At 41.8% G+C, this 19,455-nt stretch carries 17 protein-coding genes; 13 read left to right on the forward strand and 4 right to left on the reverse strand.

Translation table 11 applies throughout. The features are described from left to right. The first annotated feature begins 195 nt into the window (after window positions 1-195). Window positions 196-540, forward strand: a complete 345-nt coding sequence (locus tag Q0791_RS01130; protein WP_299001980.1) for a DUF3634 family protein — start codon at window positions 196-198, stop codon at window positions 538-540. Window positions 541-580: 40 nt separating this feature from the next. On the opposite strand, the gene Q0791_RS01135 is transcribed toward Q0791_RS01130, so the two are convergent. Then, complete coding sequence (locus tag Q0791_RS01135; RefSeq protein WP_299001982.1) at window positions 581-1,534, reverse strand: DUF523 and DUF1722 domain-containing protein; 954 nt, start codon at window positions 1,532-1,534, stop codon at window positions 581-583. A gap of 475 nt (window positions 1,535-2,009) precedes the next feature. Next, window positions 2,010-2,942, reverse strand: coding sequence for a DUF368 domain-containing protein (locus Q0791_RS01140; protein ID WP_299001984.1), 933 nt, complete (start codon window positions 2,940-2,942; stop codon window positions 2,010-2,012). Window positions 2,943-3,522: 580 nt separating this feature from the next. On the opposite strand from Q0791_RS01140, the gene Q0791_RS01145 reads away from it, so the two are divergent. From Q0791_RS01145 to Q0791_RS01185, 9 genes are all read left to right on the forward strand, one after another. Then, window positions 3,523-3,999 carry a hotdog fold domain-containing protein gene (locus Q0791_RS01145; RefSeq protein ID WP_299001985.1) on the forward strand — a complete coding sequence of 159 codons (477 nt, stop codon included), beginning with the start codon at window positions 3,523-3,525 and terminating at the stop codon, window positions 3,997-3,999. Between the two features lie 222 nt (window positions 4,000-4,221). Beyond that, the gene (locus Q0791_RS01150; protein WP_299002107.1) at window positions 4,222-4,473 is read left to right on the forward strand and encodes a DUF1294 domain-containing protein; all 252 of its coding nucleotides are present in this window, start codon (window positions 4,222-4,224) and stop codon (window positions 4,471-4,473) included. A 104-nt stretch (window positions 4,474-4,577) separates the two neighbouring features. Further along, entirely contained in the window at window positions 4,578-5,048 is a 471-nt protein-coding gene (locus Q0791_RS01155; RefSeq protein WP_299001986.1) for an FKBP-type peptidyl-prolyl cis-trans isomerase, read from the forward strand. A gap of 128 nt (window positions 5,049-5,176) precedes the next feature. Beyond that, window positions 5,177-6,964 carry an aminopeptidase P family protein gene (locus Q0791_RS01160; protein ID WP_299001988.1) on the forward strand — a complete coding sequence of 596 codons (1,788 nt, stop codon included), beginning with the start codon at window positions 5,177-5,179 and terminating at the stop codon, window positions 6,962-6,964. Window positions 6,965-7,048: 84 nt separating this feature from the next. After that, the gene (locus Q0791_RS01165) at window positions 7,049-7,474 is read left to right on the forward strand and encodes a GFA family protein (protein WP_299001989.1); all 426 of its coding nucleotides are present in this window, start codon (window positions 7,049-7,051) and stop codon (window positions 7,472-7,474) included. Window positions 7,475-7,666: 192 nt separating this feature from the next. Further along, window positions 7,667-8,965 (forward strand): DEAD/DEAH box helicase, encoded by a 1,299-nt coding sequence (locus Q0791_RS01170; protein ID WP_299001990.1) that lies wholly within the window; start codon window positions 7,667-7,669, stop codon window positions 8,963-8,965. Window positions 8,966-9,261: 296 nt separating this feature from the next. Then, window positions 9,262-10,506 (forward strand): dicarboxylate/amino acid:cation symporter, encoded by a 1,245-nt coding sequence (locus tag Q0791_RS01175; protein WP_299001992.1) that lies wholly within the window; start codon window positions 9,262-9,264, stop codon window positions 10,504-10,506. Window positions 10,507-10,600: 94 nt separating this feature from the next. Beyond that, window positions 10,601-10,858 (forward strand): DUF2960 domain-containing protein, encoded by a 258-nt coding sequence (locus Q0791_RS01180; RefSeq protein WP_299001994.1) that lies wholly within the window; start codon window positions 10,601-10,603, stop codon window positions 10,856-10,858. A gap of 11 nt (window positions 10,859-10,869) precedes the next feature. Continuing rightward, complete coding sequence (locus Q0791_RS01185; protein ID WP_299001996.1) at window positions 10,870-11,418, forward strand: RDD family protein; 549 nt, start codon at window positions 10,870-10,872, stop codon at window positions 11,416-11,418. Between the two features lie 328 nt (window positions 11,419-11,746). Here Q0791_RS01185 and lptG read toward each other — a convergent pair whose 3' ends face one another. Together lptG and lptF are read right to left on the reverse strand one after the other, a co-directional pair. Then, a complete protein-coding gene (gene lptG, locus Q0791_RS01190; RefSeq protein ID WP_299001998.1) occupies window positions 11,747-12,805 on the reverse strand; it encodes an LPS export ABC transporter permease LptG in 1,059 nt (352 codons plus the stop codon). Continuing rightward, the gene (gene lptF / locus Q0791_RS01195; protein ID WP_299001999.1) at window positions 12,802-13,914 is read right to left on the reverse strand and encodes an LPS export ABC transporter permease LptF; all 1,113 of its coding nucleotides are present in this window, start codon (window positions 13,912-13,914) and stop codon (window positions 12,802-12,804) included. The genes lptG and lptF overlap by 4 nt, the downstream gene beginning before the upstream one ends. Window positions 13,915-14,137: 223 nt before the next feature. Between lptF and pepA the strand changes: the two genes are divergently transcribed. From pepA to Q0791_RS01210, 3 genes are all read left to right on the forward strand, one after another. Then, window positions 14,138-15,649, forward strand: a complete 1,512-nt coding sequence (gene pepA, locus Q0791_RS01200; protein ID WP_299002000.1) for a leucyl aminopeptidase — start codon at window positions 14,138-14,140, stop codon at window positions 15,647-15,649. A 229-nt stretch (window positions 15,650-15,878) separates the two neighbouring features. After that, a complete protein-coding gene (locus tag Q0791_RS01205; protein WP_299002002.1) occupies window positions 15,879-16,349 on the forward strand; it encodes a DNA polymerase III subunit chi in 471 nt (156 codons plus the stop codon). Between the two features lie 15 nt (window positions 16,350-16,364). Continuing rightward, window positions 16,365-19,250 carry a valine--tRNA ligase gene (locus Q0791_RS01210; protein ID WP_299002004.1) on the forward strand — a complete coding sequence of 962 codons (2,886 nt, stop codon included), beginning with the start codon at window positions 16,365-16,367 and terminating at the stop codon, window positions 19,248-19,250. The last annotated feature ends 205 nt before the right edge of the window (window positions 19,251-19,455 follow it).

Raw genomic sequence — 19,455 nt, forward strand, 5'->3', positions numbered from 1 at the left:
ACACACTAATTTTTTGTAGGTACTTTATCTGACTAAGAAGATCTGTATATACTCAAAGGATTTAAAAATAACGCTCGATGATATTCAATAAGTAAAGTCAAAGGATTTAAAAATATTGCTCGATAATATTCAATAAATAAAGTCAAATAGACGCTAATAAAGTGAATCACATTTTAAAGTCAAAAGGAAACGACAATGACCCTGACCATATTAAAAATTGCTTTTGTTTTACTGGGAGTCGCCCTTATTTACTTACTGATTTTCAGTGGTAAAAAAGGGTTAGTGTTATTTGAAATGCATTTTAAAGACGGGCGGCTAGCGTCTCATAAAGGCAAAATTCCAGAAAAGTTTGAAAAAGAATGCCGAAGTATTGCCAAGTCTGAAAAGCTTACCTGCACAATTCGATGTGAGCGATTAAACAATGTAAGATTAAATATCTCAGCAAATGTCAATAGTGCCACTACCCAAAGAATAAGAAACCTATTTCCTTTTGAATATTATGAAAAGAAACAAGTCGATCACAGTAAAAAATCAAGTTAACAAGCGATACAAACCTATTGATGAAAGGATTGAGACCCCATTAAAAAGCATAACGAAGCTTTAAACTCTCCGGATGAGGATTTAAGTACACTTGATTTTCAATATATTCACTAGGATATTCTCTTAAGTAGTGATTGATCAAAGTAATAGGCACAAGAATAGGCTGCAGACCCTGATGGTATTTCAAAATCATGTCACTCAGCTCTTTTTTTTGCGCCTTCGTTAAGTGCTTTTTAAAGTAACCTTGTATATGCTGCAATACACTTGTATGGTTTTTGCGTGTCGCCTTAACTTTTAAAATCGCCATGAATTTAGCTAAATAAGTTTGCGAAAATAAATCAATATTCTCGGGCATTTCCGCTAGCAAAGGACCTAATAAACGATAATGCTTAGGACTATGTGCCATCAATAAGTATTTATAGCGGGAATGAAACGCAATGAGTTTATGTTTAGTCACTCCAGACAACTGCATACAAGACCAATCATGATAAGCATAAATACGTGTAAAAAAATTCTCACGTATTCTTAAATCATGTAATCGCCCTTCCTCTTCCACAGGTAAATGAGGGTATTGCTCCATTAAAGCGCGAGCAAACACCCCTACGCCCACTTTAGTACCATTATTGCTGCCCATCTGATACTCAATAACACGCTCCATTCCACAAGTGGGTGATTTAGCACATAAAATATACCCTCCTAAAAAATCCAATTGTTTCACTTTATTTGAGCTAAATTCAACCAATTTATCCGTGACATCCAGACTCCCATCTTGACTTCGAACATAAAGGTTTTCGTTATCTCTGATCAATCTAATTGATTTTCTCGGCGCCCCCATGCCTATGGCCATTTCGGGACAAACAGGCACAAAATCAAAATGCGGCTTAAGCTCTTTTTTACAATACTGAGACGCCTTATGGCCGCCATCAAAACGAACCTTTTCACCTAATAAACAGGCGCTAATACCAATTTGTATTCTTTCTGAATTAAAAACCATTGTCACATTCCCTGTTATCTCTTTCCCTTCAAAGCATAGCGTGAATATCAACCCCTTTCTCTAAAAAAAGACCCGCATAAACGGGTCTTTGAGAACTTACCAAACTTAAGTTAACCCACGATTAATCACTATGACGATTATTGTGTCCTTTACGGCAAAACGTTCTTTCCATGCCCTATAGAATATTGACTGACATAATCAGCAAGCAAACGTCAGTAAATCAACTATCAATCAAACACTAATCAAATGTTAATCAACGATGGCTACGTGCTTAGCGGCAAAACACTCTTTCCATACCTATAAAATACTGACTGACATAATCAACAAGCAAACGTCAGTGAATCAACTATCAATCAAACACTAATCAAATGTTAATCAACGATGGCTACTTGCTTAACGGCAAAACACTCTTTCCATGACTATAGAATACTGACTGACATAATCAGCAAGCAAACGTCAGTGAATCCACTATCAATCAACTATCCACTATAGCTGCGTGCTTAGCGGCAAAACGTTCTACCCCCCATACCAATAACATTCCCACTAACATGGAAAACACAGCCCATAAAATCAATGAATTTTGCCCAGTCAACTGCTCAAACTGCATAGGAGATAAATTACGCTCAACCAAAGCGACCATTTCACCTTTTGAATTTTCTCGCCAAGTTAATGTTTCTTTCCAAGGCCAAATTTTCCCTAATGTCCCTAACATGAGTCCCGTTAAGAAAACTAAAGTTGCGTCATGGAACTTACGCAAGAGTAAAGAAAGTAAATGACTAAAACTCAATAAGCCGACCACTGCGCCAAGCATGAAAGTTAACATCACAGCAATATCAAAGTTTTTAACGGCCCCTAATACACCACTGTATAGGCCAAGCAATACCAGAATAAAACTACCTGAAATACCAGGCAGCAACATAGCCGTTATAGCGATACAGCCCCCTAAAAAAATATTTAAACGGGTCAATTCCAACGCCACAGGGTTAATCATAGTGATCCCCCATGCGACAGCCACACCAAGTATAAACAAGACTAAACGTGCTATGGAAAAACCTTGCACTTGTTTTAGCATATGCACGACTGAGATTAAAATCAGCCCAAAAAAGAAAGACCATACAGGAATGGGATGAGTGACTAACAAATAAGAAATTAACTTAGCTAATGTGAGAATACTGGTTAATATTCCCGCAAACAAACACAATAAAAAGGGGCCGTTTATATGAAGAAAAGCGGCTTTTATTCCCTTTTGTTTAATCACACTAAAAAGTGAAAAATTAATACTACGAATACTATTGAGCAAGGTATCAAGTATCCCTGTAATGAACGCAATCGTCCCCCCCGAAACACCCGGCACGACATCTGCTGCCCCCATGGCAAGACCTTTTAAATAAGTAATAAGGTATTTCACTTTTTATCCTCAAACTGAATTTAGCTAGCACCCAGTATACGTGGGCAACACCACCTAAAGGAAATGAAACTTACTGCTTTTTCAGCTTCCATCATTATTCCGCTATTTTTCCAGCACAAGATAAAAGCAGACACAGTCACATTAAACGAGGGCCTGTTGAGCTTTGGTGGTTAAATTGTGTCCGAGATAAACGTGTTTTAATCGCGACGGGAGGGATGACACCTAGTGATCTAAGCCCTCTTTCTTTAACAAAGAGGCTCCCAACAAAGAGTAAAACACGTTTAGTGAATCCTACGGACAGCGTTTGTGGCTCCTCTCTACGGCGTTATCGCTTGTTTATGTACGACCCCATGGATGGGGGAGGTAGAGCGATGTTTGAACCCAAGCCGAGAATCACTACACCACACAAGCTCTGCCTTGTATAAAGAACCCACAAACTGCTGCAGAAATCATCACCAAAGTTCAATAGGCCCTAGCCACTGACTTAAAAAAAATGTTAGTCTAGCCAAAAGACATCCGACCAGATGCCTTATCTCTATGATCCTTTAGCCTCTATAATCAATAACAAAGGAATGCGAACATGCAGATTGCAAAACCGACTAAAGTGATGTCAATTTACAACAAGATGAGTCGTTTTTCTTTTGGTAATAAACTCTTTTCAATGTTTATCAGCCGAATGGCGCCTTATTTTGCAACCATTAAGCCCCTCATTACCGATTTACGGCCACACCGCTGCGTCTGTTTAGTCAAAAAAAGACGCGCCGTTCATAATCACATCAAAACAGTCCATGTTATTGCCATCTGTAATGGGTTAGAAATGGCCATGGGAACGATGGCTGAAGCATCGATTCCGGCTCATTTACGTTGGCTACCAAAAGGAATGAGTCTCGACTATACCGCCAAAGCAAACAGCGATATTCGCTGTGTCGCAGAAGTCCAGCCAGAGCAATGGGTACCGGGTGATTTATTGGTTAATGTTACCGCTTATGATGAAAATGATATAGTTGTCGTGAAAGGAACTATCAAACTGTGGATCACAGAAAAACCTGCAAAATAGACTGAGATTAGATCAAATCATTACCAATCACCCCATAAAAGCCTTATTTTTATGAGGCTTATCTGTCTTTATCTATGAGTATAAATAGTGCGATACTACTCTAATGATTTATTTAATTAACGCTTATTTTTTATGATCTTTGCCATTTGCTTTCTCAGCCTGTTAACTATCACTTATTTAATGGCCCTAGTCTCAGTCAAGATACTCTTTTTATACATTATCATGAGCCTAGTGACCTTTTGTGCTTTTGCCATCGACAAATCCGCAGCTCGCAAATCAAAATGGCGGACAAAAGAGCGCACCTTGCATTTATTATCTTTACTGTGTGGCTGGCCGGGTGCGCTTATTGCACAAAAAATATTACGCCATAAAACAAAAAAACAGCCCTTTAAAAAGTGGTTATATTTTGTCATTTTTATCAATATATTAATAATGTATACGGTATTATTCACTCCCATACGCATTCCCTTTTAACCATCTTGAAAATGAAAAGACATTGAGTCAATAATAAGTAAATCGAAAATAAACACCTCTACTGACAAACAGCAAAAGTCAAACCGCTAATAAAGGATCTCACAATGAAAGTCATACTCGCTATTATTCTCATCGCTGGTGTTATTTTTTACTTTTATCACTCTGGAAATAATCAAGCCGAAATCAAAGAGCAGCAAGCCCAAGGGCAAGTATTTTTAAACAACAATAAAAAACTGCCACAAGTCAAAACCACGGCATCGGGATTACAGTATCAAGTGTTGACGCAAGGCACAGGTACACAGCACCCTAAAGCAACAGATACAGTTACTGTCAATTATGAAGGCCGGCTTATCAACGGTGACGTTTTTGATAGCTCTTTTGAACGAGGGAAGCCTATTTCATTTCCATTGAATCGTGTCATTAAAGGCTGGACTGAAGGCTTACAATTAATGGTTGTCGGTGAAAAAGCACGCTTTTTTATTCCTAGCAAATTAGCTTACGGCAATCGACGTGCAGGACAAATTCCCGCTGGTGCAACCTTAATTTTTGATGTGGAATTGATCAGCATAGACTAATCACACAGCCATTCTCCCCCTTCCTTTAGGTAACAAATTTGAATAACAAAGAAGGGGTCCATGTTAACATTACGGTCATATTATTCCTTTTAACGTCATCCATTACCATTATTCAACTTGGGAGCCTTATGTCATCACTCATTGCCACTCGCCTTAACGCTATTAGAACGGAAATGGCCAAGCACGATCTCGATGCTTTTATTGTCCCTAGAGCCGACGAATACTTAGGTGAATATGTCCCCGCCCATAATGAACGTTTACACTGGATAACAGGCTTTACTGGCTCAGCAGGCATGGCGATCATTCTAAAAAACAGTGCAGCGATATTTACCGATGGCCGCTATACCGTCCAAGTTCGCCAGCAAGTGAATGCTGAACTTTTTGAATATTTAAGCCTAACGGACACACCACAAATTCAATGGCTCATTGAAACACTGCCTAATCACTCTCGAATCGGGATCGACAGCCGCCTACACAGTTTAAGCTGGTATCAGGCCGCACAATCAGCGTTTAACAACGCCGACTTATCACTTGTCACCCTAGATAGCAACCCGATTGATATACACTGGAACAATCGCCCCAAAGCTTCAAGTTCACCAGCAATCTTATTCAGTAATGATTACGCTGGAGAAACGAGTCTAAATAAACGCACAAGAATCGCCTCAAAAATACAGCAAGCCGGTGCAAATGCCGCCTTAATTACCGCTCTGGACTCTTTTTGTTGGTTACTGAATCTCAGAGGCCAAGATGTCCCTCGACTGCCAGTGATCCTTGGCACTGCGCTATTATATCGAGATGGTAGCGTTCAACTTTTTACCGATATCAGCAAATTGCCTAAAGGAATTAATGAACATGTTGGATGTGGTGTCTCTTTTTTACCTGAAACAGCATTAAAAGAAGCATTAACAGCCCTTTCTAATACCCTATTGCTTTGCGATCCTGACACCAGCAATGCTTGGGCGCAACTCACAGCCAAAAACGCAGGGGTCAGCTTACTGGCTGCAAGTTGCCCTATTGCATTAGAAAAAGCGCAGAAAAATGCAGTAGAACTCGCCGGATTTAAAGCCTGCCATATTCGAGATGGCGCCGCTGTCAGTCGCTTTTTAGCTTGGCTCGATAATGAAGTGCAAGAAAACCGTTTCCATAACGAAGCCCAACTGAGCGATAAGCTCGAAAGCTTTCGACTTGCCGATCCTCTGTATCAGCAGCCCAGCTTTGACACCATTTCAGCACTTGGCAGTAATGCTGCCATGTGTCATTACAACCATAACAATGGCACGCCAGCGAATATGCAATTAAACAGCCTCTATTTAGTTGACTCTGGTGCCCAGTACTTTGATGGCACCACAGATGTGACTCGCACAGTTGCTATAGGTAATGTCACTCAAGAACATAAAAAGATGGTCACCTTAGTGCTTAAAGGCCACATAGCGCTAGATAAAGCTAAATTTCCACGGGGCACAAGTGGTCAACAATTGGATGGCTTTGCCAGACAATTTTTATGGCAACATGGCTATGATTACGATCATGGCACAGGCCATGGCGTCGGTCATTTTCTTAACGTCCACGAAGGTCCACAGCGTATTGCAAAAGCAGGTCAAAACGTCGCATTATTGCCCGGCATGATAGTCTCCAATGAGCCTGGGTATTACCGCGAGGATGAATTTGGCATTCGACTTGAAAACCTAGTCACAGTGCAAACCTGTCAGTCCTTAATTGGCGTTGAACGAGACATGTTAGAGTTTAAAGCACTCACCCTTATTCCAATGGATAAACGCCTTATCGATAAAAATTTACTGACAAAAGAGGAAATCACTTGGCTAAATGACTATCATCAACAAGTCTTTAAAGCTTTAGCCCCTTTAATGCATGGCAGCGATTTAGATTGGCTAACCAATGCAACGACAGCAATCTAGTCAATAAAACTAGCTTTTACCCCTTATTATTCAATCTGTTGTAAAAGCTAGTTTAGCCTTATCTTATATTAAGTGAGAAAAAATATGAACTATCCAGTCACAGCATCCTGCCAATGCGGGCAAGTGAGCTACACACTCTCTAAAAAGCCAATAAAAGTGTTAGCTTGTCACTGCCAAGAGTGCCAAAAACTGTCTTCAAGTCCTTTTAGTGTGACTGCTGTTGTTGCAAAAGAAGATATTCATTTTCAAGGTGAAATGAAACATTGGAGCCGAATGGCTGACAGTGGCAATCAAAATCATGCTAAGTTTTGCCCCACTTGTGGCACCCGCATTTACCATTACAATCCCGAACAACCCGATCTTATTAAGTTAAAATTAAAACCCGTTGGCGCCTCAGTGGATAAGGATTTTGCTCCCATGATCCACGTCTGGGCTGATGAAAAACCATCGTGGTATCACATTCCAACAAATGTTGAAGCATTAGCGAAACAGCCCCCTTCACTGACTTAAATGGCGACTGATGTTTTACCGTTTAAACTCATGAATGAGCAAATAGTGACCGCGAAAAACAACACATTTACAAATAAGCCTAAACCCCCATTCCAATTTTTGCTATAATCCGCCACCGCGATCAAATCTTACTGATTTTTTTGCGCGCTTAACGATTAATTTGATGTGAATGACGAATAATAGGACCTCATAATGAGATTTGAATCTTTTAGTTTTGCTCCCGAGATTTTACGCGCTATCTCAGAATGCGGTTATCAAAAAATGACGCCTATTCAGCAGCAAGCCATCCCTGCCATCAGGCGTGGCCAAGATGTGTTAGCCAGTGCTCAAACCGGCACAGGCAAAACCGCCGCTTTTGCTTTACCTATTCTGCAAAAAATGCTTGATAAGCCCAGCGACACTCACCGCTCAAATACCAAAGCGCTCATATTGACGCCCACCAGAGAGCTTGCAGCACAAGTTGCCCAAAATATTCATGATTATAGCCAATACCTTAACATGAGTATTGTCACTCTGTATGGCGGCGTGAAAATGGACTCTCAAGCGCTGAAATTAAAACGAGGCGCCGATATAATCGTTGCCACTCCGGGTCGATTGCTTGAACACTTAACCTCTTGTAATTTAAGTCTCTCTAATCTGAGCTTCCTGGTATTAGATGAGGCGGATCGCATGCTAGATATGGGATTTAGTCAAGACATTCAAAAAATTCTACAAGTGGCCAATAGCAAACGTCAAAATTTACTCTTTTCAGCCACCTTTTCAAGTGCAGTAAAAAAACTCGCCAATGACATGCTGATTAAACCCAATGTGATCAGTGCGGATAAGCAAAACACCACAGCCGCAACTGTGAGTCAAGCCATTTACCCCGTCGAGCAACGTCGTAAACGAGAATTACTCTCTGAACTCATTGGCACAAAAAACTGGCAACAAGTCTTAGTCTTCACCGCCACCCGTGATGCAGCAGATGTTCTTGTCAAAGAACTGAATTTAGATGGTATTCCTTCTAGCGTTGTCCATGGTGAAAAAGCACAAGGCAGTCGCCGCCGTGCATTACGTGAATTCAAAGAAGGTAAAGTGCGCGTGCTCGTCGCCACCGAAGTGGCCGCTCGTGGCTTAGACATTCCCGATTTAGCTTATGTGGTCAATTACGATCTGCCTTTTCTAGCCGAAGATTATGTCCATCGCATTGGCAGAACGGGCCGAGCAGGTAAAAGCGGAGTGGCCATCTCATTTGTGAGCCGTGAAGAAGAACGCACCCTTGCCGATATCGAAAAACTCATAGGCCAAAAATTACGTCGTATTACCATTCCAGGCTATGAAGTCGGCAGCCGAGATCTCCTCATTAAGCAATTGCAAAAGCGCCGCAGCTTCGCTAAAAAACAACAACGTCATGATAATGCTGGCGCTCAAGTCATTGCCGAACGAAAAATGAGTGGTCGCAGAGTCAAAGTCAAAAATGCCTCTTCAGCGAAAATTAAAAAGTTAAAATAATCCTATGCACCGAGGAGAGCGGCGCTCTCCTCTTCCTGTTAAGCAACAGAAGCCATAATGACAATATCCAACCTTTCCTAAATGCATCTCAATCCTATAAATTATATCTAAAATCATTTTGATATGATTAACAAATATGAAGTCGATTTAAAGTGGGTATAATAGCCATTCCATTTTCATAAGATCTTTTAATAGCATTTTTATCTTGGTAAATAGGCCGCGACTAGAACACCTTGATTTCGAGCATCCATTAACCACAAAAGATCAGTTACCCCTAAAATAATAAGGTCAATATCATGCGCTTATTAGAGGTTGTTACCCATTACCGCTCTTCTCTTATTTTAATATTAGCGCTGGCTATTGGCGCCATGACTGGCATTTACTTTCCAAAAATCGCCCGCGAAGTCGCTCCCATAGGCCAAATATTCATTAATTTACTCTTTATGATTGTTGTCCCTTTAGTCTGTTTAAGTGTGACCTCTTCCATCGCTAGCATGACAGACTTAAAAAAACTGGGGGTGATCTTACTGGCCGTTATTGGTGTATCCGCTATGATGGCCATTATTCCTTCACTCACCATAATGAGCCTTGCCAGTCTTTTCGATCCCGCTCAGGGCGTGACACTGACCCTTAAAAACCCCATTACTGATGACGGCGGTCACATGGATTTTGTTCACATGTTAACCACTAATGACTTTGTCGGCTTATTATCCAAATCTAACATTCTTGCCTTAGTCATAATGTCTATTATCGCAGGGATCGCTATTGGACAATCTGGGGAGCACGGACGAAAAGTCTCAGAAATGCTGCAAAGTCTCAATGTCGTCACCATGAAAATCGTCTCTATGATTATGCTTGTCGCCCCCATAGGATTAGGCTGCTATTTTGCCTCAACCATGGCCAATCAAGATCCTGAATTACTCACCTCTTTTGCTCATGCTATTTTACTCTTTTTGGTGGCCGCTCTGATTTATTTTATTGTCGGTTCAACTTTTTATGCAGCGCTTGCAGGTGGACGCCCAGCAATTGCAAATTTTTGGCGCAATGTCTTTCCCTCAGCGACGACAGCATTAGGCACAAGTTCATCGTTAGCCAGTTTGCCTGTCAATCTTCGCAGCGCACAAAAAATGGGATTAAAAGAAGAGATTGCCGATATCTGTTTACCTTTATTGGTCAATGTCAATAAAGGCGGCGCTGCGATGACAGCCACACTCAAAGTGGTATTTATTTATTCTGTGCTTGGATTAGACTTTACCCCTGAGGTCTTTTTTATGACACTCTTACTCGCCACGCTTTATGCCGTTATTGTCAGTGGTGTTCCCGGTGGCGCCTTTTTAGGTGAAATCTTTATTGTCACATCCTTAGGACTGCCAATGGAAGTCATCCCTATGCTAGTTGTAATCGGTGCGACAACAGATGCCATGGCCACTGTGATTAATGTCACCCATGACTTAAGTGCGACGCAACTTATTGAGAAAATATTAGGTAAGCGATTAACCTTTTATTCCAGTAAAAATCAAATTCCAACAAATATAGATTAACTCACTCATATAGGCATAAATGCAGTATAATCTTCCAGTGGTTTTGCATCATGCAAAGCCACTTTTATTTTCAGCCACAGCTAGGATAAACATCATGGCCCGTAGGATCAGCTATAAATATAAAAACCAACAAAAAGAAATCAACTTTGCTTATGATGTCTATCACGATATGTATGAAGCCATTGCTGCTGAAGAAGGCATTGATCTTACAAATTATTTAGCAATGGAACAGCAAATTGCCATGACTTCAAAAGGTGGCGCTGCTGTTAAGAGTTTTAGAACAAAAGAGTTTGCGCGATTTGGTTTCAGTGATATTTATTTTGTCAAAGATGACCCAAACACGAATGAATAGAAGTCATAATAATGAAAAAGAATAAAGCCAATCCCTCGACACAAAAAGTGAGGGGCAATAGCGAACATGCTAATTTTCCCAGAGCCAGTTTCTTTAGACGCTTAGGTGCCATCATTTATGACGCACTGTTAGCCGTTGCCGTATATATGATTGCAGGTGCTATAGGTTTTGGTATTTTCACCGGACTTGTTTCACTAAATTTGCTCGACATGAGGGGATTTGAGCACATCTCAGATCTACTCAATGGCACAGATTTATATAAAGGCCTCTACCAGTTTTGGTTAGTGCTTTGCGTCAGCCTTTTCTATATCTGCTTTTGGAGTTATGGAGGTCAAACCCTAGGAATGCGAGCTTGGCGCCTAAAAGTACAGCACCCTAACGGTCAAAATTTAAGCATGTTCACAGCCTGTGCTCGTTTAATTTACTCTTTATTAGGATTAGGTAACCTCTGGATTTTGCTCAACACTGACAAATTAGCGCTACAGGACAGCATGACACGCTCAGAAATCGTCGTACTCTCAATAGAAGCCAATCAATTACGCAATTGGCGCGGCGTATAGTCCTGCATTAACCACAATATACCCGTGATACTTGAAGATGCATGTTTTCAGAGCCTGTAAAAGTGCCTAATTCAAGGCGTATTACTGCAAGAATGCTTATTGCCTTTTAAGGTGATACAACGCAGAAGTAGGTGTTTTTACAGACTCCCAAAGGGCTGGTTTAAAAGCCTTTTATACTGCGTTATTGAACATCAGCTTAGAATAACTAAGCACGCTGTTCAAAGCCTTGCCTAAAAGGCTTTTAATTCCAGCTGAATCCTGCATCTTCAAGTATCACGGGTATAAAAATGGCATCCATATGGATGCCATTTTTTAACAGTAATGAGGGTTATTTTCGAATAAAATACAAGGCACCAACACTAAAAATCAGCGCTGGCATTCCCGCACTCAAATAAGCCGGTAGTCCATAAACGATACTGAGTGGGCCAAAAATTTCACTACAAATATAAAAACTAAACCCTGCTACAACACCTAATAATACACGCGCCCCCATAGTGGCGGTTCTCAAGGGGCCAAAAACAAACGACAGTGCCACCAACATCATGACGGCAATGGTGACAGGTTGCATTAATTTTCGCCACAACGCCAACTCATAACGCTCAACCGCTTGATGATTCGCTTTTAAATAATCTAAATAACCTAGTAAGCCTTGAATCGATAATGACTCAGGCTTCACCGAAACAACGGTTAATTTATCAGGGGTTAAAGTTGACTGCCAAATGTCGACATCTTTATGATTAACAGTAATTTTATCCGTCGTAAAAGAGGTTGTTTCCACATCATGAAGCTGCCATTGCTCATTGACATAAGTCGCGGATTGCGCATTAACAGTACTCACTAAATGTAAAGTCTCATCAAACTTATATAAAGTCACATCGCTTAATTTATCCACATCGACCACTTGGCCAATATTGACAAATAAGCCATCATCTCGAGCCCAAACACCTTGTTTGGATTTAATAAAACTGCCACCCGATGTTTTAATAGCCTGTCGCTCTTTTGCTTTCAGCTCTGCAGCAGGCGCTCCCCATTCACCTAACATCATCACTAAGATCATTAACGGGATCGCCGTCTTCATGGCCGACATCGCAATTTGCAAACGAGATAACCCTGAAGATTGCATCACAACGAGCTCAGAGTTAGAGGCCATCATACCCATACCAATAAGCGCGCCCAATAATACCGCCATGGGAAAAAACATCTCTACATCACGAGGAATAAGATAAAGAACATAAATTCCCGCATCGAGCATAGTATACGTACCACGCCCAACAAGCCTAAGCTGATCAACCCACTTAATGATACCGGACAAACCCGTTAATATCAGCAAACAGAGCGCCGAACTGCTGATAATGGTTCTAGCAATATAAAAATCTAAAATTCTCATGCTGTCGCCTTCTTACGTTTAAAATAGGCTAACAACTTACTGCCCCATGGCCTTTCTTTACCCAATAATATTAACCCAATGAATAAGGCCGAAGCATGGATCCACCACATTCCTAGAAACGCTGGAATAACGCCATCTTCTAACGCTTTTCTTCCCGCTACCATCAAGCCAAAATACCCTAAATATAACAAAATAGCGGGCAACATCTTGGCAAACTTACCTTGACGATTATTCACCCTCGACATAGGCACAGCAATTAAGGTCATCAAAGGAATAGCAATAGGGATCGCCAATCGCCAATGAAACTCAGCCGTTGCTTCTGGAGAGTCTATCGCCATGAGTTTTGATAAGGGTAAAGAAGAAAGCTTACGACGACGCTGATCCACTTCTTGATCTTTAATCTGCATTTCATAACCACCAAAATCCGTGACCTGATAGTCAAGGGCTTTGGGATTGCCTTGGTAACTCACTCCATCAAATAACTCTAATCGCTGGGCCCCACTCGCATCCTCAATCACACTGCCACTTTTTGCCACCACCACGTTACTTGTGCCTGCATCATCATTTTTTTCAGGTAGTTGTGCAACAAACACTTTGCTCAGTGAGTTATCTCGGCCAATTTTTTCAACAAACAACACCGCTCGTCCATCTGGGCTGGTCTGAAAACGCCCCGCAGTCAAGGCCGCCAACCCAGCCTCGGACTGCGCATGCTCTAAGACTTGATTTTGCTTTTCTTCTGCCCAAGGCGCCACATAAAGCGATAAAAAACCCGTAATAATAAAATTAACTAGAGCAATTAATAATGTCACGCGAGTGATATACCATTCACTCACTCCCACTCCATGAAAAATAACCATTTCATTTTCAGAGTACATACGTCCATGGGCGAGTAATATCCCCAAAAATAAACTTAAGGGGATCACTAATACCGCTAAAAAAGGCATATTCAGCCCCAGTAAAGTCATCACCAGCGAGGCAGGAAAGTCCCCATCAGAGGCATCGGCCAGAACACGAACGAATTGCTGACTAATAAAAATAGCCATTAAAACGAGCAATACGGCTATCTGTGCTTTTAAAACTTCGCTAATCAAGTATCTAAGTACAATCACAAGTTGGATACACTCTCTAAACTTTGATTTATGCTGGTATCAACCCAACTTTCATGTAGACTGTCTACTTTTAGTCGTTTTGCAACCAACAATGGCTAAACGTGGTCAACAATACACCAGAGAAAATCATTTTTGGTGTGCCATATTTAGTCCCCATTTTGGGGCACAAGCAGACATTATCCAATAAATAATAAAATTTGTCTTTAAGAATCTAGGAGAGCTCATGGAGTTTAGTGTAAAGAGCGGTAGCCCTGAGAAGCAACGCTCAGCTTGTATCGTTGTCGGCGTATATGAACCTCGACGTTTATCAGGTATTGCCGAGCAACTGGATAAAATCAGTGAAGGTTATATCAGTAATCTATTACGCCGTGGGGACTTAGAAGGTAAACCAGGGCAAATGCTCTTGTTACATCACGTACCCAATGTACTCAGCGAAAGAGTATTATTAGTGGGGTGTGGTAAAGAAAGAGAGCTAGACGAACGTCAATATAAGCAAATTATTACCAAAACCATTAACACTCTAAATGAGACGGGATCCATGGAAGCGGTATGTTTCCTAACCGAATTACATGTAAAAGGGCGTGATACATACTGGAAAGTACGTGAAGCCTTAGAAACCACACAAAATAGTCTATACAGTTTTGACGCTTTAAAAACCCGTAAAGGGGAAACCCGTCGTCCATTGCGCAAGTTAGTGTTCAATGTGCCAACACGCAGAGAATTAACGGTTGGAGAGCGCGCCATAGAACACGGTCTCGCCATTTCAAGTGGTATGCATTTATGTCGAGACGTAGCTAACATGCCACCCAATATTTGTAACCCTGCTTATTTAGCCTCTCAGGCACGCCAATTAGCGGAAACCCATGACTGCTTAACCGTCTCCACCTTAGGTGAAGAGCAAATGGCTAAGTTAGAAATGAACTCATACTTAGCAGTGGGTCGCGGCAGCCATAATGAATCCATTATGACTATCATGGAATACAAAGGCGCAGTAAAAAGTAATGAGAAACCCATAGTCCTCATTGGTAAAGGGCTAACCTTTGATTCAGGCGGTATTTCATTAAAGCCTGGCGAAGCCATGGATGAAATGAAATACGATATGGGCGGCGCAGCAGGTGTCATTGGCACCATGAAAGCCCTGTGTGAAATGAAGCTACCCATTAATGTGATTGGTATTCTTGCTGGATGTGAAAACATGCCATCCAGTAATGCTTATCGGCCGGGTGACGTGCTCACGACTATGTCAGGACAAACAGTTGAAGTATTAAATACTGACGCTGAAGGTCGATTGGTACTCTGTGATGTGTTAACTTATGTTGAACGCTTTGATCCCGAGCTCGTTGTGGATACTGCAACATTAACGGGCGCTTGTGTTATCGCATTAGGTAAACATGCATCGGGCCTATTCTCTAGCCATAATCCCCTAGCACATGAATTACTCAATGCCGGTGAACAAAGTGGTGATAGAGCATGGCGCATGCCATTATGGGATGAGTATCAAGAATCACTAGAAAGTCCTTTTGCTGACATGACTAACTTAGGTGGACGAGCCGCAGGGTCTATCACAGCAGCATGCTTTCTATCACGTTTCGCCAAGAAGTATCACTGGGCGCATTTAGATGTGGCGGGAACCGCTTGGAACAGTGGTGCCAACAAAGGCTCAACCGGACGACCTGTGCCATTATTAACTCAGTTCTTAATTAACCGCGCTGGTATCGAACAAGGCGGAGAGTAATCTTAGTATTTTAAGAATAAGGCCATGATCTTGGCCTTATTTTGACGTTTTTATACCTGTACTCATAGGCAATCGATAACCTTTAACAGTACAGCGACCAAGATCACCACTCAAAGCGTGTATAGGGTTCCCAATAAAAATATGTTGAAAATAAAAACACTTTTGGGAACCACTCAATTTTCAGTGTACAATACCCCGTTAACCCTTTATGCCAATAGAATGCACACCAATGACCCAAGCGCTGTTTTACTTGTTGCCAACGCCATCATCAACGGGCTCGATAGACCTTAATCCTGTCTATCACTTAGCTTGTGAATTGGCTCAGCACACTTTCAAAAAACAACAAAGCGTCTATATTCATTGTGATAATAAAGAACAAGCTTATGCCATTGATGAATTGCTTTGGCAATATCCCCCCAGCAGCTTTGTTCCCCATAATCTAAAAGGTGAAGGGCCAGCAACGGGTGCGCCCGTTGAAATCGGTACCGATCCTATCGGACCCAATAAAGATCGTCATCAGTTGATCAATCTTGCAGACCAAGTTCCTTCATTTGCGGTAAACTTTGGCCAAATTGTCGATTTTGTTGCCAATGATAAAGCCCATAAGGCAAAAGCTAGACTCAGGTATCATCAGTATCGTACCTTGAATATTGCACTGGCAACACAAGATTTAGCAACACACCCCCTTAATTTAGTTTGAGAAGCACACGAATCCATGGAAAAAACATATCACCCGCAGTCCATTGAACAAGCTCTTTATCAGAACTGGGAAGAGCAAGGTTATTTTAAGCCTCAGGGCGACGCGTCCCAAGGTCACTATTGCATCATGATCCCGCCACCAAATGTCACAGGCAGCTTACACATGGGGCATGCTTTTCAAGACACCATAATGGATACGCTAACACGTTATCAGCGTATGAAAGGTAAAAAAACACTGTGGCAAGTGGGCACAGATCATGCTGGTATTGCCACTCAAATGCTGGTTGAGCGTAAACTTGCAAACGAAGAAGGAAAAAGCCGCCACGATCTTGGGCGTGAAAACTTTATCGACCGTATTTGGGACTGGAAAGCCCAGTCTGGCGGCACGATTACCAAACAATTACGCCGCTTAGGTGCATCGGTTGATTGGGATCGCGAACGTTTCACTATGGATGATGGCATGTCTGCCGCCGTGCAAGAAGTATTCGTCAAACTATACGATGATGAACTCATTTATCGCGGCAAACGTTTAGTTAACTGGGATCCTGCATTACACACTGCCATTTCAGACTTAGAAGTTGAAAACAAAGAAAAACAAGGCAGCATGTGGCACTTCCGTTACCCCCTTGCCGAAGGGGCGTTAACCAGTGATGGTAAAGATTACCTAGAAATTGCCACCACGCGTCCTGAAACCCTATTAGGTGACAGTGCCGTTGCCGTTCACCCTGATGACGAGCGCTATCAATCATTGATCGGCAAATTTGTTCACCTTCCCATCGTTAACCGCCTCATTCCTATTATTGCGGATGATTATGTCGACATGGAATTTGGTACAGGTTGTGTCAAAATTACCCCTGCGCATGACTTTAACGACTATGAGGTCGGAAAACGTCATGAATTACCTATGTTTAATATATTGACCATAGATGCAGCCATTCGTAACACTGCTGAAGTCATCAATACTGATGGCAGCAGCAACAGTACACTTAATAACTCACTGCCTGAGCAATATGCAGGACTCGATCGATTTAAAGCCCGTAATTTAATCATAGAAGAGCTCGATACCTTAGGTTTACTGGGTGAAATTAAACCTCACGCATTAAAAGTGCCTTATGGTGACCGTTCAGGTGTGGTCATTGAGCCACTTTTAACCGACCAATGGTACGTCTCTGTAGCCCCTATGGCTAAAACGGCCATGGAAGCCGTCAACAATGGCGATATTAAATTTGTGCCTCAGCAATATGAGAACATGTACAACTCTTGGATGCGTGATATTCAGGATTGGTGTATCTCACGTCAACTTTGGTGGGGTCACCGTATTCCTGCCTGGTACGATGAAGCAGGCAAAGTCTATGTCGGCCGCGATGAAGCTGAAGTGCGCACTAAGTATAAGCTTGAAAGCCATATTGTGTTACGCCAAGATAACGATGTGCTAGATACTTGGTTTAGCTCAGCCTTATGGACCTTTGCAACATTAGGCTGGCCTGAAAACACAGAGGATCTAAAAGCTTTCCATCCAACCGATGTTTTGGTTACAGGCTTTGATATTATTTTCTTCTGGGTTGCCCGCATGATCATGATGACCATGCATTTCATCAAAGATGAAAACGGTAAACCTCAAGTCCCCTTTAAAACAGTTTATGTCACGGGACTTATTCGTGATGAAGCGGGCAACAAGATGTCAAAATCTAAAGGCAACGTGCTCGATCCTCTGGATATGATTGATGGGATTGATCTTGAAGCCTTAGTGGAAAAACGCACTGGTAATATGATGCAGCCTAAGCTTGCTGCAAAAATTGAAAAAAGTACCCGTAAAGAATTCAGCGAGGGCATTGAAGCCCACGGTACCGACGCGCTGCGCTTCACCTTAGCCTCTATGGCTTCAACGGGTCGTGACATTAACTGGGACATGAAACGTCTTGACGGATATCGCAGCTTCTGTAATAAAATTTGGAATGCTTCTCGTTATGTATTAATGAATACTGAAGGTGAAGATTGCGGTATTGATGAAAAGGGTCAACCTAGTGGTGAACTGACTTTGTCACTGGCCGATCGCTGGATCACTAGCTTATTTAATCAAACAGTCAAAGCCTTTGAAGAACACATGGCCAATTACCGCTTTGATTTAGCCGCCAATACTCTCTATGAGTTCACTTGGAGTCAATTCTGTGACTGGTATTTAGAGCTAACCAAACCCGTTTTGCAAAATGGCAGCGAAAGTGAATTGCGAGGAACCCGCCACACATTAATCACAGTGCTTGAAGCCATGCAGCGTTTAATGCACCCCATTATGCCTTATATCACTGAAACGATTTGGCAACGGGTTAAGCCACTTGCTTTGGGATCGCAAACTCAAGAGGCCAGCATTATGCTCAGTGCCTTCCCTGAATATCAAGCCAAGCTTGTTGATGAAGCAGCAATGCAAGATATTGAATGGGTCAAACAAGTGATTATCGCTGTGCGTAATATTCGAGCAGAATTAAACATCGCTCCGTCAAAACCATTAAATGCCTTACTCAAAGGCGTCAGCCCGCAAGATAAAGCGCGTTTGGATGCAAATCAGACTTTCTTTACGACCTTGGCCAAACTTGAGTCAATGACAGTACTTGAAGCGGATGATGTCGCCCCAATGTCAAGCACTCAACTTATTGGTGATATGGAACTGCTTATTCCAATGGCAGGTCTTATTGATGTCGCAGCTGAAATGGCCCGTATTGATAAGCAGCTCGATAAAGCCGCTAATGAATTTTCACGTATAGATAAAAAGCTATCAAACCAAGGGTTTGTGGCTAAAGCGCCTGCAGCCGTCATTGAAAAGGAGCGTGCAAAGCAAGCGGAATATCAACGGGATATCGACAAGTTAACAGAACAAAAAGCAGAACTGGCTAAGCTAGAGGCTTAATTAACACAGTACGCTGAAAAACCAAAAGCCTGTGGCATAAAGCATGCTACAGGCTTTCTTTTAGCTGTGAGCTTATACCAATCCCATTATATAAGTGATCTTTCAGCGGGAATTCAACATGCTGTAGGCAAGGTCGTTAATTGCCCCAGCATTAACAGACAGTCCCACCATCCATGGCGGTCGCAGATGATTGAAGCTAATAGTT

This window comes from uncultured Shewanella sp., assembly GCF_947495455.1.
In the GTDB taxonomy this organism is placed as follows: Bacteria; Pseudomonadota; Gammaproteobacteria; order Enterobacterales; family Shewanellaceae; genus Shewanella.

Coding starts and splice junctions, on each gene's coding strand:
- Q0791_RS01130 (WP_299001980.1), top strand. CDS start 196: ATGACCCTGACCATATTAAAAATTGCTTTTGTTTTACTGGGAGTCGCC.
- Q0791_RS01135 (WP_299001982.1), bottom strand. CDS start 1,534: ATGGTTTTTAATTCAGAAAGAATACAAATTGGTATTAGCGCCTGTTTA.
- Q0791_RS01145 (WP_299001985.1), top strand. CDS start 3,523: ATGCAGATTGCAAAACCGACTAAAGTGATGTCAATTTACAACAAGATG.
- Q0791_RS01150 (WP_299002107.1), top strand. CDS start 4,222: ATGAGCCTAGTGACCTTTTGTGCTTTTGCCATCGACAAATCCGCAGCT.
- Q0791_RS01155 (WP_299001986.1), top strand. CDS start 4,578: ATGAAAGTCATACTCGCTATTATTCTCATCGCTGGTGTTATTTTTTAC.
- Q0791_RS01160 (WP_299001988.1), top strand. CDS start 5,177: ATGTCATCACTCATTGCCACTCGCCTTAACGCTATTAGAACGGAAATG.
- Q0791_RS01165 (WP_299001989.1), top strand. CDS start 7,049: ATGAACTATCCAGTCACAGCATCCTGCCAATGCGGGCAAGTGAGCTAC.
- Q0791_RS01170 (WP_299001990.1), top strand. CDS start 7,667: ATGAGATTTGAATCTTTTAGTTTTGCTCCCGAGATTTTACGCGCTATC.
- Q0791_RS01175 (WP_299001992.1), top strand. CDS start 9,262: ATGCGCTTATTAGAGGTTGTTACCCATTACCGCTCTTCTCTTATTTTA.
- Q0791_RS01180 (WP_299001994.1), top strand. CDS start 10,601: ATGGCCCGTAGGATCAGCTATAAATATAAAAACCAACAAAAAGAAATC.
- Q0791_RS01185 (WP_299001996.1), top strand. CDS start 10,870: ATGAAAAAGAATAAAGCCAATCCCTCGACACAAAAAGTGAGGGGCAAT.
- lptG (WP_299001998.1), bottom strand. CDS start 12,805: ATGAGAATTTTAGATTTTTATATTGCTAGAACCATTATCAGCAGTTCG.
- pepA (WP_299002000.1), top strand. CDS start 14,138: ATGGAGTTTAGTGTAAAGAGCGGTAGCCCTGAGAAGCAACGCTCAGCT.
- Q0791_RS01205 (WP_299002002.1), top strand. CDS start 15,879: ATGACCCAAGCGCTGTTTTACTTGTTGCCAACGCCATCATCAACGGGC.
- Q0791_RS01210 (WP_299002004.1), top strand. CDS start 16,365: ATGGAAAAAACATATCACCCGCAGTCCATTGAACAAGCTCTTTATCAG.